Annotated in this window: 10 protein-coding genes and 1 tRNA gene; 5 read left to right on the forward strand and 6 right to left on the reverse strand. The window is 75.3% G+C overall.

Annotated elements, in window-relative coordinates:
- Positions 1–14: 14 nt before the first annotated feature.
- Positions 15–2,534 (forward strand): (Fe-S)-binding protein, encoded by a 2,520-nt coding sequence (locus tag ACYVKY_RS08335; RefSeq protein ID WP_460434504.1) that lies wholly within the window; start codon positions 15–17, stop codon positions 2,532–2,534.
- A gap of 21 nt (positions 2,535–2,555) precedes the next feature.
- Here the strand turns inward: ACYVKY_RS08335 and ACYVKY_RS08340 are convergent, their stop codons facing one another.
- Entirely contained in the window at positions 2,556–6,731 is a 4,176-nt protein-coding gene (locus tag ACYVKY_RS08340; protein WP_460434505.1) for a S8 family serine peptidase, read from the reverse strand.
- Positions 6,732–6,856: 125 nt separating this feature from the next.
- Positions 6,857–7,366 (reverse strand): DedA family protein, encoded by a 510-nt coding sequence (locus tag ACYVKY_RS08345; protein ID WP_460434506.1) that lies wholly within the window; start codon positions 7,364–7,366, stop codon positions 6,857–6,859.
- A gap of 250 nt (positions 7,367–7,616) precedes the next feature.
- Here ACYVKY_RS08345 and ACYVKY_RS08350 point away from each other — a divergent pair, with 250 nt between their 5' ends.
- Positions 7,617–10,058, forward strand: a complete 2,442-nt coding sequence (locus ACYVKY_RS08350) for a hypothetical protein (protein ID WP_460434507.1) — start codon at positions 7,617–7,619, stop codon at positions 10,056–10,058.
- A 1-nt stretch (position 10,059) separates the two neighbouring features.
- On the opposite strand, the gene ACYVKY_RS08355 is transcribed toward ACYVKY_RS08350, so the two are convergent.
- Together ACYVKY_RS08355 and dcd are read right to left on the reverse strand one after the other, a co-directional pair.
- On the reverse strand, positions 10,060–10,995 hold the full coding sequence (locus tag ACYVKY_RS08355; RefSeq protein ID WP_460434508.1) for a hypothetical protein: 936 nt from the start codon (positions 10,993–10,995) through the stop codon (positions 10,060–10,062).
- Positions 10,996–10,998: 3 nt separating this feature from the next.
- On the reverse strand, positions 10,999–11,580 hold the full coding sequence (gene dcd / locus ACYVKY_RS08360) for a dCTP deaminase (protein ID WP_460434509.1): 582 nt from the start codon (positions 11,578–11,580) through the stop codon (positions 10,999–11,001).
- Positions 11,581–11,639: 59 nt separating this feature from the next.
- Between dcd and ACYVKY_RS08365 the strand changes: the two genes are divergently transcribed.
- The 3 genes from ACYVKY_RS08365 to ACYVKY_RS08375 all read left to right on the forward strand — a co-directional run bounded on the left by ACYVKY_RS08365 (position 11,640) and on the right by ACYVKY_RS08375 (position 12,242).
- Entirely contained in the window at positions 11,640–11,789 is a 150-nt protein-coding gene (locus tag ACYVKY_RS08365) for a hypothetical protein (RefSeq protein WP_460434510.1), read from the forward strand.
- Positions 11,786–12,118 (forward strand): PGPGW domain-containing protein, encoded by a 333-nt coding sequence (locus ACYVKY_RS08370; protein ID WP_460434511.1) that lies wholly within the window; start codon positions 11,786–11,788, stop codon positions 12,116–12,118. The genes ACYVKY_RS08365 and ACYVKY_RS08370 overlap by 4 nt, the downstream gene beginning before the upstream one ends.
- A 53-nt stretch (positions 12,119–12,171) precedes the next feature.
- Positions 12,172–12,242 (forward strand) — tRNA-Gly (locus ACYVKY_RS08375).
- A gap of 110 nt (positions 12,243–12,352) precedes the next feature.
- Here ACYVKY_RS08375 and ACYVKY_RS08380 read toward each other — a convergent pair.
- Together ACYVKY_RS08380 and ACYVKY_RS08385 are read right to left on the reverse strand one after the other, a co-directional pair.
- The gene (locus ACYVKY_RS08380) at positions 12,353–13,117 is read right to left on the reverse strand and encodes a MerR family transcriptional regulator (protein WP_460434512.1); all 765 of its coding nucleotides are present in this window, start codon (positions 13,115–13,117) and stop codon (positions 12,353–12,355) included.
- Entirely contained in the window at positions 13,110–14,357 is a 1,248-nt protein-coding gene (locus ACYVKY_RS08385; protein ID WP_460434513.1) for an MFS transporter, read from the reverse strand. The genes ACYVKY_RS08380 and ACYVKY_RS08385 overlap by 8 nt, the downstream gene beginning before the upstream one ends.
- Positions 14,358–14,404: the final 47 nt, after the last annotated feature.

Here is a 14,404-nt window from a genome sequence, read left to right on the forward strand (position 1 = left end):
CACCGAGGAGCACGATGCGGATCGCCGTCACCGTCGTCTGCCTGGCCGTCATGGTCGTGGCCATCTCGCTGTTCGCCCGCGCCATCGCGCAGATCACGCGCACCGTGCGGATGGGCCAGCCGGACGCCCGCACCGACGAGCCCGTCGCGCGGACGGTCACGCTGGTCCGGGAGTTCCTCGGGCACACCCGGATGTCGCGGCTGCCCGTCGTCGCCGTCGCGCACTGGTTCACGATGGTGTCGTTCGGGATCCTGTTCCTCACCCTGGTGAACGCGGTCGGCCAGCTCTTCGACAGCTCGTTCACCCTGCCGCTCATCGGCCACTTCCCGCCGTTCGAGTGGCTGACCGAGCTGTTCGCCTGGGGCGGCCTGCTCGGCATCCTCTGGCTGATCGCGGTGCGCCAGCGGCAGCACCCGCGCTCGCAGGGCCGGCGGTCGCGCTTCTTCGGCTCCACCTTCTGGCAGGCCTACTACGTCGAGGCGACGATCCTCGGCGTCGTCGTCTGCATCCTGGCCCTGCGGGCGATGGAGTTCGCGCTCGCGTCGGCCGAGGGCGCCTCGACGGCCAGCGCGCTGCACTTCCCGCTCACCGCCTGGATGGGCGCCGGTCTGGCCGGTGCGTCCGTCGGGGCCCTCGAGACCGGCATCCTGCTCGTCGCCGGGCTGAAGATCCTGATCTCCTTCGCCTGGATGATCACCATCTCGCTGCAGCCGACGATGGGCGTCGCCTGGCACCGGTTCACCGCCTTCTTCAACATCTGGTTCAAGCGCCACGCCGACGGCCGCACGTCCCTCGGCGAGCTGCAGCCGATGAAGGTCGCCGGCGAGCCGATCGACTTCGAGAACGTCGACGAGCTCGACGAGGACGCCGCGCTCGGCGTCGGCAAGGTCGAGGACTTCACCTGGAAGGGCCTGCTCGACTTCTCCACCTGCACCGAGTGCGGCCGCTGCCAGAGCCAGTGCCCGGCGTGGAACACCGAGAAGCCGCTGTCGCCCAAGCTGCTCATCATGGGGCTGCGCGACCACGCCGCCGCCAAGTCGCCGTGGCTGCTGGCGTCCGAGGAGGCCCGGGCCGACCTGCCCGAGGTCACCACCCGGCAGGCCGAGCGGGTGCTCGTCGGCGCCACCGGCTACGCCGACGGCGAGACCGTCGACCACCTGGCCGCCTACGACCCGCACGGCGAGGGCGCCGTCATCGACGCCGACGTGCTGTGGTCGTGCACCACCTGCGGCGCCTGCGTCGAGCAGTGCCCGGTCGACATCGAGCACGTCGACCACATCGTCGACATGCGCCGCAACCAGGTGCTGGTCGAGTCGGCGTTCCCGACCGAGCTCGGCGGCCTGTTCAAGAACCTCGAGAAGAACGCGAACCCGTGGGGCATGTCGCCGCGCGGGCGCCTCGACTGGGCCAAGGACCTGCCGTTCGAGGTCAAGCAGGTCGGCGCCGACGTCGAGGACCTCACCGAGGTCGACTACCTGTTCTGGGTCGGCTGCGCCGGCGCCTTCGAGGACCGCGCGAAGAAGACCACCCAGGCCGTCGCCGAGCTGCTGCACACCGCGGGCGTCGACTTCGCCGTCCTGGGCGACGGCGAGTCGTGCACCGGCGACCCCGCCCGCCGCGCGGGCAACGAGTTCCTGTTCCAGATGCTCGCGCAGCAGAACGTCGAGGTGCTCGGTGAGCTCAAGGCCACCCGCATCGTCGTCACCTGCGCGCACTGCTTCAACACGCTGAGCAAGGAGTACCCGCAGCTCGGCGGCAGCTACGAGGTCGTGCACCACACCCAGCTGCTGAACCGGCTCGTCCGCGACAAGAAGCTCGTCCCCGTCGCCGCGGTCGAGTCGACCGTGTCGCCCGTGACCTACCACGACCCCTGCTACCTCGGCCGCCACAACGGCGTCTACTCCCCGCCGCGCGAGCTGATCGGCGCGCTGCCCGGCGTCGAGTACCGCGAGATGGAGCGGTCGGGCGAGCGGTCGTTCTGCTGCGGCGCGGGCGGCGCGCGGATGTGGATGGAGGAGAAGCTCGGCACCCGCATCAACGGCAACCGCACCGCGGAGGCCGTCGCCACCGGCGCCGACACCATCGCGATCGGGTGCCCCTTCTGCCGCGTGATGCTCTCGGACGGCCTGACCGCCGCGCAGTCGGCGGGCGAGGCGCGCGAGGAGGTCAAGGTCCTCGACGTCGCGCAGATGCTGCTCGAGGCGGTGAAGCGGGGCGAGAGCGCCGCTGCCGCAGCGGAGGTCGTCGAGGAGGCGCCGGTCGAGCAGGCCGCGCCTGCCCCGGTCGACGACGCCACGGCGCAGGAGACCGCCGAGGCCGAGGGTGAGAAGGCCGTCGAGCAGCCGCCCGCCGCCGACGAGCCGGTCGCCCAGGAGCAGTCGGTCGCCACCGACACCGAGCCCTACGACGCGTCCGAGAGCGGGGTCGACGAGCAGTCGCCGACGCCGGGCGTCGACGCCTCCGACGCGTCCGCGTCCGCCACGACCCCGGAGCCCGAGCGCGACGAGGACGGACGGCCGACGCCCTCCGCGTGAGCCGGGCGTACCGACCGGCTGTCAGCGCCGGAAGTAGCCCGCCACGTCGGCCGCGACGTGGGTGCCCGACTGCTCGGAGTACAGCCGGATCGCGCCCGTGGGGCCGAGGGTGACGACGGCGAGGTTCGCCTCGTTGCGGCCGGGGACGAGGTTGAGCGCCGAGACGGTGGGCACCGCCGTCCCGCTGACCGAGGGGTAGGCACGCACGTTCGTGGCCGAGTCGGGGCCGATACCGGTGAGGTTCAGCACCGCAGCGCCCGCGCCCGCGGGCACACCGCCGCGCCCGGTCACCTGCAGGGTGGCCGGCGCGGCCGGTCGCAGACGCTCGCTGACGCCTGTGCCGGAACGGGAGTCGGCGATCCGGACCGGGTCGAGCGGCACGAAGCCGTGGTCGCCGGTCGCGCTGTAGTAGCCGGCCACGTCGGCGATCAGCCACGTCGACCCGACGGCGTTCGACAGTCGCACGGATCCCTTCGCGCCGATCTGCACGGTGACGAGGTTCGGCTGGTCGCGGCCGGGCCGCAGGTTCAGGTTCGACACGGTCGGCGGCGGCGAACCGTCGGCCGGTGTGGGGTAGGCACTGACCCAGGTCGAGGCGGTCGGTCCGGTCCCCGTGACGTTGAGGACGACCGCGAGCGCGTCCTGCGGCACCCCGGCACGGCCGCGCACCAGGAGGTCGACGGTCTGGCGCGGCCCGAGCTTCGCGCCCCTCGTCGGCCCGGCCGCCGACCGCAGGTCTATCAGCCGCTGCGGCGCGAGCGGCACGTAAGCCGCGGCCCCGCCAGGCGAGTAGTACCCCGCCAGGTCCACGACGACGTGCGTCGCCATGCCGCCCGTCCGCATGAAGACCCGCCCGTTGCGGAGCTTCACGGTCACCAGGTTGGGCTGGTCGACGCCGGGGACGACGTTGAGGTTGCTGACGGTCGGCCACGGGTCGGTGAAGTGGTTCGGTTGCGGGAAGACCTGGAGCCAACCGGCCCCGGTCGGCCGGACCGCCGTCACGTTGAGGACGGCGGCGGTGGCTTCCGGCGGGAGCACGTCGGCCAGGTCCAGGTCGAGCACACCGCCCTCGGTGAGCGGCTCGGCGTCGACGCGGGTGTCGAGGACCCGCACGGGTGGCACCGGCGTGAACCGGTCTCCCGAGGCGGCGACGGTCGACCACGACCGGTACGGCTCTGCCTGCACGGAGCCGTCGATCCCCCGCACACCTGCGACGAGCAGCTGGTGGTGCGAGCCCGACGGCAGGTCGGCGAGCAGGCGCACGGTCACGCGGTCGCCGGCCACGGCGACGGTGACGGGCACGTCGCGACCGGCGGCATCGAGCAGCCGCACGGCCTCGGCCGCACCCGCGGCGGCGACGGCGGCCGACAGCCGCACCTCCCACTCCGGTCGGACGGGGCTGCCGCTCGTGCGTGCGGTGGTCGTCACGTCGGTGACGTGCAGCCGGGACTGCGCGGCCGGTCGGGGAGGCAACGTCAGGAGCGTCGCCCCGACGCTGTGGATGACGACGATCTCGGGGACGCCGTCACCAGCCAGGTCGGCGACCTCCAGCGTCTGGGGCTGTGGCGGGTTCACCGCCTGCCCGATCAGCGCGCTCGCTTCCCAGACGGGAGCACCGCCCTCCTCCTGCACGGTCACCACCTGGCTGCCCCTCGTCCGCAGCGCCACCTCCACCGCACCGTCGGCGTCGAGGTCGGCGACGGCCACGTTCTGCGCGAGCGCCGGGAACGTGGGGTACTGCCGCCAGGTCGCCGAGCGCCACCCGTCCGGACCCAGCCGCCACACCACCAGCTCGTCGTCCGCGGCGGCGGCCACCACCTCGTCCCGCCCGTCGGCGTCGAGATCGCCCGCGGCCAGATCCAGGTCCTCGGCCGCGGGTCCTCGCGCCGGCGCGGCGACCAGGGCGCCGGACGCGTCGTGCACCCACACCTCTCCCCCGCTCCCGACCACGTCGAGCGCGCCGTCGCCGTCGAGGTCCCCGAGCGCGAGCGTGCGGTGCTGGACGGCCGACAGCGGGGTGACGGCGAACCGGTCGCCGACGTCCCTGAGGAGCACGGTCAGCGGTGTGCGGGCCTGGCCCCGCAGACCGCTCACCACCAGGTCGTCGTCGCCGTCACCGTCGACGTCACCCGCCACGACGGCGGTCGGCCAGAGCTGGTCGGCCGGGTCGAGGACCTGCTGCTCGACCAGCCCGGACGGGCGGACCGCGAACGCTCGCAGTAGACCGTCGGCGCCCGTCACCAGCTCGTGGACGCCGTCGTCGTCGACGTCGACGGCCGCGAGCGCTCCCGTTCCCAGGACCGTCCTGGCGGGGACGACGCCGGACGGGAAGGCGGGGTCCGAGGTTCGCACCCGGACGTAGCCCGGCCACTCCACGAAGGGCGACGGGTTCACGGTCGAGTGGTCGGGCACGCCGTCGCCGGTGACGTCCTCGAGGAGCAGCGACTGCGGGGTGCCCGCGTAGCTCACGGACGTGCGCGCGTACGGCGAGTAGGGCAGCGGGGACCCGACACCCAGCCGGTACCCCGGGACGGCGACCGAGCCGTTGGCGCTGCTCACCCTGAGCCGGAACGTGGTCGCGCGGTCGAACGAGACCTGGGTGCCCTCGCCGCGTCCGGCGCCGTTGGCGTCCTGGTGCACGAGCAGGCCGTCGTCGGTCCAGACCTCGAGCACGACGTCGAGGCCGTGGGGGTCCTCGTCCGAGTACGTCTCGGCGCTCAACGACACCGTGGCCGCGCCGGTGGTCGTCACGGCGTACCAGTCGACGTCGCCTTCCGGGGACAGCGTCGCCGGGAGCGACGGCTGCCCCGGCGTGACGGCGGTGGCACGCGCCGGCACGTCGTCGAGCGGCCGCGCGTCGGACGGCGCCGAGTCGTGGGGCACCGCGGGTCCCAGGCCGAGCGCGGCGGCCGCGTCGACCACGCCGGTGCCGTAGTACGGGTCGGCGCCGCGCGGGCCGGCGTCGCGCGCGGTGACCTGGACCCGGTCGGCCACGGCGTCGGCGCCCCAGGTCGGGTTGCGGACGGCGACCAGGGCGGCGACGCCGCTCACCAGAGGCGCCGCGAACGAGGTGCCGGTGCCGAGGACGTACTCGTCGGGTGCGTCGATCGAGGGGCCGATGAGATCCCACCCCGGCGCGGCCACGGACACGCTGTCGTCCCAGCTGGAGAAGGCCGTCATCCGGCCGAGGTCGTCGGTCGCCGACACCGACAGCACGCCGGGCACGCGACCCGCGTAGGCAGCGGGATAGCTCGCTTCCTCCGCACCGCCGTTACCGGCGGCCGCGACGACGACGCTGCCGCGCCCGACCGCGTACCGCAGGGCCGCCTCGAGCAACGGCGACTCGCCCGGTCCGCCGAGCGAGAGGTTGATGACGTCGGCCCCGCGGTCCGCCGCCCAGACGACGCCGTCGGCGACGTCGGCGTCGGTGGCGCCGTCGGGGCCGATGACGCGCACCGGCAGCACGTCCGCGCCGTAGGCGGCGCCGACGCCGCCCAGGCCGTTGTCGCCGGCGGCGGCGACGACCCCGGCGACGAGCGTCCCGTGCCCGTCGGGGTCGTCGGCGTCGCGGTCGTCGTCGACCAGGTCGATGCCGGGGAGCACGACGCCGGCGAGGTCCTCGTGGGTCGCGCGCACACCGGTGTCGAGCACCGCCACGACGGCGCCGTCGCCCCGCGCCGAGGTCCACGCCTCCGGGAACCGCACCTCGTCGAGGTAGGTCGACACGGGTGCGAACGGGTCGTCGGGGAGAGCGGACGCACGCCGGACCAGCTCGGGGACGGCGTCGCCTACCAGGGCCGACGCCTCGAGCGAGGCCACCGCGGCGTCGACGTCGGCGGCGCCCTCGACCACCGACCAGCCGAGCCGTTCGAGTCCGGGCGCCGCAGGGATGACGTCGAGGCCGCTGCGCCGCTCGACCTGCGCGACGGTGACCCCCGGCGCGCGGTGCACCAGCACCCGTCCGGTGCGCTCCGGCTCGGTGGGCGCCGGCTCCGCTGTCGCCGCGTCGGCAGACAGCAGGGACGCCCGGTCGACCGCCTCGGACGCGGCGGGCGGCGCGGCGGTGACGACCCGAGGCGACGGCACCCGCTGCGTGGCGGCCCGGGCGTCCGACGTGCCCTCCAGGACGGGGGCCACGAGGGCAGCGGTGACGAGACCGGCGACGCAGACGCGTCGGAGGGCGGCGATCGGTTCCACGGCACTGCTCCCGGCTCGGCTCCGAACGTCGTCCGTCGCGTCGTCGGTCCTCCAGGATGCGGCACGGACCCGCCCGGCGTAGGGCGTTCCGGACAGGTCCGCCGCCGTTCCGGCGGTATCTGCGGTCAGACGCGGTCCGGCGCCGTCCCCGGGCCGCTGGACTGCTGCGTCCGGCGAGCCGCCGCCTGCCGGGCGAGCAGGTTCGCCGCGGCGACCAGCCCGACCACCACCACCACGGCCAGCAGCGCCCACCACGGCGAGACCTCGCCGGTCCACGCGCGGAGCACCGCGAACCCGGCGGTCGTGTAGAGCGCGGCCCACAGCAGCGAGCCCACGACGGTCGCCGGGACGAAGCGCCGCAGCGGCATCCGCAGCACACCGGCGGTGAGGTTGACCGCCGTCTGGACGCCGACGGTCAGGAAGCACAGCGCCACGGCCACCAGCCCCCAGCGGCCGACGAGCCGCTCGGCGCGGCGCATCAGCGGGCGCTCGAGCCGTTCGTGCAGGCGGGTCCGGTCGCCGCCGGCGCGCAGCCCGCGGCCGACCCAGTAGGTGGCGTTCGAGCGCAGCAGGGCGACCACGACGAAGAACGCGTAGGTGGCCCAGTACGGCCAGCCCCCGACGATCTCGTCCACGCCGCCAGCGTAGGTGCGCACCGTCCGCGGCCGCCGTCGCGTGGACGCGTCGCATTCCGGTTGCACCGGTCCGTTCACGCCCGTCGCCGTCGCCGCGGAACAGAGCCGGCTCGTCCGCTCAGCCCCCCGCTCGGGCGCCACCCACGGTGACGGCCTGCACCCGCTCGCGTGATCGCGCGCAAGTGCGGGCGCGTCCTGCCGATGGACGAGTGCGCGCACCCTGCGCGCGACCCGACCGTCCGGAGCCGCCGTGAACGTCCCGCGCCCCCTCCTCGCCGCCTGCGCGGCCGTGCTCGTCGCGCTCGCCGGCCTGGTGCCTGCCGGGACGGCGTCGGCCGAGGCCGGTGCCGGCGACGCCGTCGGCCCGGGCGGCGTGGTGTCGCTGGCCCCGGCGCGGCTGCTCGACACCCGGACGACCTCGGCCGTCCCGGCGATGGGGACGCGCACGCTGCAGGTCACCGGTCGGGCCGGCGTGCCCGCCGCCGACGTGGCGGCGGTCGTGCTCAACGTCACCGCGGTGGCGCCGTCGGCGGGCGGCTACCTGACCGCCTACCCCGCGGGCACCGCGCGGCCGACCGCGTCGAACCTCAACTACCTGCCGGGCCAGGCGACGCCGAACACGGTGGTCGTCAAGGTCGGCGACGGAGGCGCGGTCGCGCTGTTCAACGGCTCCCCCGGCAGCACCCACCTGCTCGTCGACGTCGCGGGCTACGTCGTGGGCGGCACCGCGACGGCGCCCGGGTCGGTGGTGGCGCTCGCGCCGTCCCGACTGGTCGACACCCGCACCGCCGCAGCGGTTCCCGCGCTCGGGACCCTCGACGTGCAGGTGGCCGGCCACGGCGACGTGCCCGCCGGTGTGGCCGCGGTGCTGCTGAACGTCACCGCGGTCGCGCCGGGGACCGGCGGCTACCTGACCGCCTACCCGCAGGGCACCGCGCGGCCGACGACGTCGAACGTCAACTACCTGCCCGGACGCACCACCGCCGGCAGCGCCGTCGTCAAGGTCGGTGCGAGCGGCCGGATCTCGCTGTTCAACGGCTCCCCCGGCGCCACCCACCTGCTCGTCGACGTGGCGGGCTACGTGCTCGCCGGCGACGTCACGGCACCCGGCGGCCTCACCGCCGTCGACCCCGCCCGGCTGCTCGACACCCGCGACGGCACCGGCGCGGTCCCGGCGATGGGGACGCTCGTGCTGCAGGTGACCGGGCGCGGCGGCGTCCCCGCCACCGACGTCGCGGCCGTGGTGCTCACCGTCACCGCGGTCACGCCCGCCGCCGGCGGCTACCTCACCGCGTACCCGGACGGCACCACCCGCCCGACCGCCTCGAACCTGAACTACCTGCCGGGCCAGACCACACCGAACACGGTCGTGGTGAAGGTCGGCACGGGCGGCCGGGTCGCGTTGTTCAACGGGTCGGCGTCGCCGGTCCACCTGCTCGCCGACGTCGCCGCGCACGTGCGCCCGGGCCGCGGCCAGGGCAGCTGGGTGACGACCGCCGTCCCGGGCGCCTCGCAGGTGCACGACGTCGCGTGCTCGTCCGCGACGAGCTGCGTCGCGGCGGCGACCGCGGCGCCCGCCTCGTGGGACGCCGTGTCGCAGGCGGTCGCCGTCGAGGTCGACGGCGACACCACCCGCGCCACCCGGCTGGCGCTGCCCGCGGGCGTCCCCGCGTCGACGCCCTCGTCGGCCTGGTCGGTCGCGTGCGGCACCGGGCTCTGCCTGGTCGCCTCCACGCTGGGCGGCTCGGCGCCGGACGCCTTCACCTCCGTCCGCACCGCCGGGACGTGGGGCGCCGCGCGGACGGTCACCGTCCCGGCCGGCGGTCGCGCACCCGTCCCCGCCGACGTCGACTGCACCGCGGGCGGGGCGTGCGTGCTGGTCGGCAGCTACACCGACGCGGGCGGCGCCACCCGCCTGCTCGCCGAGCACCTCGCCTCCGGGACGTGGACCCAGCCCGCCGTCCCGACCCCGGCCGACGTGGCGTCCGGCCTCGAGCTCACCGACGTCGACTGCGCCGCCGCCGACTCGTGCACCGCGGTCGGCCGGTACCGCACCACCGCCGGCGAGCCGCGGCTCCTGACGGCCCGGTACGCCGGCGGCGCGTGGACGACCACCACCACCGGCTTCTCGGCCCCGGCGAGTGGGTTCGTGCACCAGCCGGTGGTCGCGTGCCCGACGACCACGACCTGCGTGCTCGCGGTGTCCCACTCGCGCGCCGACGCCGAGCAGACCACGGCCACCCTGCTCGGACGCTCCGTCTCGGGTGCCGCCTGGCAGCTCGCGGACGCCGGCGTGGGCACCGACCAGGTCGCCGTCGTCCAGGCGGTCGACTGCGGGACGAGCACCACCTGCTCGGCCGTGGGCACCACCTTCGACCCCGTCACCGGACCCGGCCCGCTCGTGCGCCGCTGGGCCGCCGGGTCCTGGGGCACGGACGGCGGCCCGGCCGTCCCGGGCGCCTCGCTCACCGACGTCAGCTGCGTCGACGCGACCACCTGCGTGGCCACCGGCTACGGCGCGCAGCCCCTCGTCGCGACCCGTTCCGCCTCGGGCTGGTCCGCGGCCGACGTGTCACCGACCTGGCCGCACGAGGACGCCATCGCCCAGGCCGTCGCCTGCGCCGGCGGACGCTGCACCGTCGTCGGCGACGCCCTGCGCGGCTCGACCGGCACGGCGTTCGTCGTCCGCTGAGTCACAGGCTCCAGCGGTCGACCGGGAACCCGTCGGCGTCGAGCACCTCACCCGGCGCGAGCTCGGCGACAGCGCGGGCGACGGCTCGCAGCCGCGGCCGCACCGCGGTGCGCGCGGCGCGGAACGCCTCGTCCGGCAGGTCGGTCTCGGCCTGCAGCGGGTCGACCGGCAGCCAGCGGACCTCGTAGGCGCACGCGTCGGACCACCCGCGGTCGCGGACGGGCGGCGGCAGGTCGTCCTCGGCGTGCGCCTCGACCACGACCGTCCCGAGCGCCGGGTCGAGCGGCACCTCGACGGCGAAGGCGTCGAGCAGGTCGGGCGCGGCGAGCGCCTGCTCGTCGGCCCAGCGCGAGAACGCCTCCACCTCGGCCCGCGCGGCCGGGTCCATCGCCCGCACGAGGTCGGGCAGGTCGTGCTCGGACGGCGGGTGCGGCTCGAAGGCGACGCCGTCCATCGCCAGCCGGGCGAACGGCTCGACCTGCTGCGCGGCGGCGAGCACCTGGTGCGGGTCGAGCGCGACGTCCGACAGCACCCGCAGGTCGAGCGTGCCGACGGGGTCGACGGCGAGGCTGGTGCCGCGGCCGTCCGCGGCGTCGAGCACGAGCGACCCGCCGAGCCGCCGGGCGAGGCCCACCAGCAGGTCGAGCACGCGGCGCTCCTCCCGGTCGGGCACGCCGTCGGGGAAGACGCGGTACCAGCCGACCCGGTCGACCTGCCCGGGCCACGGGGCGTCGCCGCGCTCGCGCAGCGTGTCCGCGGTCAGGACCAGGTGGCCGCGCGTCTCGTCACCGCGCAGCACCGAGTGCCGGGTCAGGGCCAGGTCGCCGTCGGAGGTCGCGGTCGCCGACGGGTACCGGTGCCGCACCAGGCGGGCGACGACGTCGACCCCGGTGCCCGCCGGCAGCCAGAGCTCGTGGCCGACCCGCACGGCACCCACGGCTCAGCCGAAGACGTCGGCCTGGTGGAAGGACTGGAAGGACCGGCTGGCCGTGGGCCCGCGCTGGCCGAGGTACCGGGAGCCGTACCGCTCGCTGCCGTAGGGATGCTCGGCGGCCGAGGAGAGCCGGAAGAAGCAGAGCTGGCCGATCTTCATGCCCGGCCACAGCTTGATCGGCAAGGTCGCGACGTTCGCCAGCTCGAGCGTCACGTGCCCGGAGAAACCGGGGTCGATGAAGCCGGCGGTCGAGTGGGTGATGAGCCCGAGGCGTCCGAGGCTGGACTTGCCCTCGAGCCGGGCCGCGACGTCGTCCGGCAGCGTCACGACCTCGTAGGTGGACGCCAGCACGAACTCGCCCGGGTGCAGCACGAACGCCTCGCCGCGCTCGACCTCGATCAGGCGGGTCAGCTCGGGCTGCTCCTCCGCGGGGTCGATCACGGAGTACTTGTGGTTGTCGAAGAGCCGGAACAGCCGGTCGATGCGCACGTCGACGCTCGACGGCTGGATCATCTGCGGGTCGTAGGGCTCGAGCACGACGCGTCCGGACTCGAGCTCGGCGCGGATGTCGCGGTCGGAGAGCAGCACCCGCGCAGGCTACCGGGCGGCGGCGGGGGAACCGGGCCCGCGAGGCATCCGTTGACCGGGTGGGACCGAACACCCACCACGACCACCGGGAGGACCTCGTGCTGACCCTCATCGCGATCACGCTGGGGACGCTGCTGCTGGCCGCGTGCGCCCTCGCACCCGTGGCGCTCGCCCGCGTGGGCGCCGAGCGGACCGGCCGCCGCCGGTGACCTCGCCCGGCTGGACGGCCGCGCCGCCGCAGGCGCCGCCCGCCCCGCCGCACGAGGACTCCTGGTTCCGCCGCACCGCCCGGCACGTGCCGCGCCCGGTGCGCCTGCTCGCCGGCGCGTTCCTCGTGCTCGCCGGCGTCGCCATGCTGGTGCTGCCCGGCCCGGGCCTGCTGACGATCTTCGTCGGGCTCCAGGTACTCGCCCTCGACATCCCGGTCGCGGCCCGAGCCGAGCGGGCCGTGCTGCACCGGGTGCGCGCGACCGCCGAGAAGGCCAGGGCGAAGCGGGCGGCCCGCCGCGGCGGCGGGTGGTCCTCGACGCCGCGCTGAGGCGTCCCGCCGGTCCGTTATGCTGGCGACCGCTCCCGCCCCGGCAGGAGCACGCGGGTGTAGTTCAATGGCAGAACATCAGCTTCCCAAGCTGACAGTGCGAGTTCGATTCTCGTCACCCGCTCCGACCTCGTCCGTTTCGCCAGTTCAGTGACGGAAGTGTCACCGGAGTGGCATCGCACCACGTGTGCCGTGCCAGAACGCCTCGTCCAGTGCCCCTCCCCGGAGCGCGGATCAGCCTGCGGACGCCTCGCCGCTGCCGCCCAGCCGGGCCTCGACCTCCTGCAGGAACCGGCGCTGCTGCTCGTTCAGCACCTCGCTCGTGTACTCCGCCATCACGCCCGCCGCGGCGCCGAGGTCGACGGCGGCGCCGGACGCCTCGAACTCGTCGATCACCGCGGTGAACGTCGCCAGGAAGCGCTCGACCAGCTCGCCCACCTCCTCGTCGGTGCTGGCCGGGCCGAGCCGGCCGAACCGCGCGACGACCTCGGTGACGTCCGGGACGACGGCCGGGTCGCTGAGCCGCGCGTAGAAGTCGGACAGGTGCGCCATGCCGTCCTCACCGGCGAAGTGCGCGAGCAGCACCGACTGGTCGCGGTCGAGCTGCAGCTGCTCGGGCGGCAGGTCGGCCCCGGCGTAGACCGCGAAGAACGGCGCCAGCTCGGGTGGCAGGTCCGGGGCGGCACCGTGCGCGCGCAGCGCCGCGACCACCCGACGCTGCGTGGTGAGTCGCTCGATCTGGCGGGCCAGCTCGGCGTCCAGATCGTCGAGCACGTCGTCCGCCCCGCCGTCGTCGTCGAGCAGACCGCGCACGGTCTCGAGCGGGACGCCGAGCGCGGCGAGCCGCCGGATCCGCAGCACGCGGACGAGGTCGTGCACGTCGTACTCGCGGTACCCGTTGCTCCTGCGCTCGGGCTCGGCCAGGACGCCGACCCGGTGGTAGTGCCGCAGCGCCCGCACGGTGACGCCGGCGAGGCGGGCCAGCTCGCCGCTACGCATCCGCCGTCACCACCGGCGGCGCGGCGCCGGCCGCCGGCTCGAGGTCGCGCAGCGAGCGCGAGACCAGCCCGACGACGAGGGCGACGAGCCACACCGCGGTGAGCGCCGCTGCCGCCACGCGCACGTCGAGGTACTCGGTGAGCACGGCCGCGGCGACGATGCCCACCGGCGGTGCCGCCGTCAGCAGCGCGTTCTGCGTCCCCATGACCCGCCCTCGCACGTGCTCCGGGATGCGCTCGATCATCAGCACCCCGAGCAACGTACCGAAGGCGCCTCCGGACAGGCCGACGACGAAGGCACCGGTCAGGACGACCCACACCGACGCCAGCGAGCCGACCGCGGCGAAACCGACCGTGCTGCCCACGAGCCCGGCCACGAACCAGGTGCGACGACGACCGCGCGACCCCGCGACCGCGGCCACCCCGGCGCCGACGAGCATGCCGCCGGCGAGCGCGCTCAGCACGAAGCCGAGCATCCCGGGCTCACCCGCCAGCGTGAAGTACACCGGCAGCACCAGCCCCTGCAGCGACGCGAGCACCACTACCGAGGCGAGGCTCAGCGCCGTCGTCACGAGCAGGAAGCGGCTGCCGAGCAGCACCCGCCAGCCCTCCCGCAGCTCGGCGAGCCCGTTCGCGGGAGCGGCCGGCCCGGCGTCGTCGGCGCGGACGACGGCCCCGACCCGGTGCGGGACGGCGAGCGTCAACAGCGCCGCCACCAGCGAGGTCGCGGCGGTGACCCACAGCACCGCGGAGCCGTCGAGCACCACCATCAGCACCCCGGCCGCGGCCGGACCGACCAGCAGCGCGATCGCGGCCAGCGCCTCCCGGACGCCCGTCAGCCGCTGGGCGTCCAGACCGCCGTGGCGCACGACCGCCGGTAGGAGGGCGTCCCTCGCCGTCAGGCCGGGCACGTCGCCGAGCGACCCGATCACGCCGAGCAGCACGAACCAGCCGAGGTCGAGACCCCACAGCAGGTCGACCACGGGCAGGGCGGCGACGGACGCGGCCGAGACGAGGTCGGTGACCACCGACGACGTGCGGCGGTTGATCCTGTCGATCACGACGCCCATCAGCAGGCCCGCGAGCACGGCCGGGACGGCGGTGGCCGCCGCCACGATGCCGGCGCCGAGCGCGCTGCCGGTCACCTGCAGCACGATCAGCGGCAGCGCGACGCCCGCCACCGAGTTGCCGAGCACGGACAGCAGGTACGACGCGAGGTAGGCCCCGGAGACGCGGTTCACGTCCCCCAGTCACGACCATGACGCAGGGGCGGGGTCAAGCGCGCTGC

The sequence above is a fragment of the Angustibacter speluncae genome (assembly GCF_054777815.1).

What these genes read in the sequence shown, in the direction of transcription:
- ACYVKY_RS08335 (WP_460434504.1), top strand. Translation starts at nt 15, where the DNA reads ATGCGGATCGCCGTCACCGTCGTCTGCCTGGCCGTCATGGTCGTGGCC.
- ACYVKY_RS08380 (WP_460434512.1), bottom strand. Translation starts at nt 13,117, where the DNA reads ATGCGTAGCGGCGAGCTGGCCCGCCTCGCCGGCGTCACCGTGCGGGCG.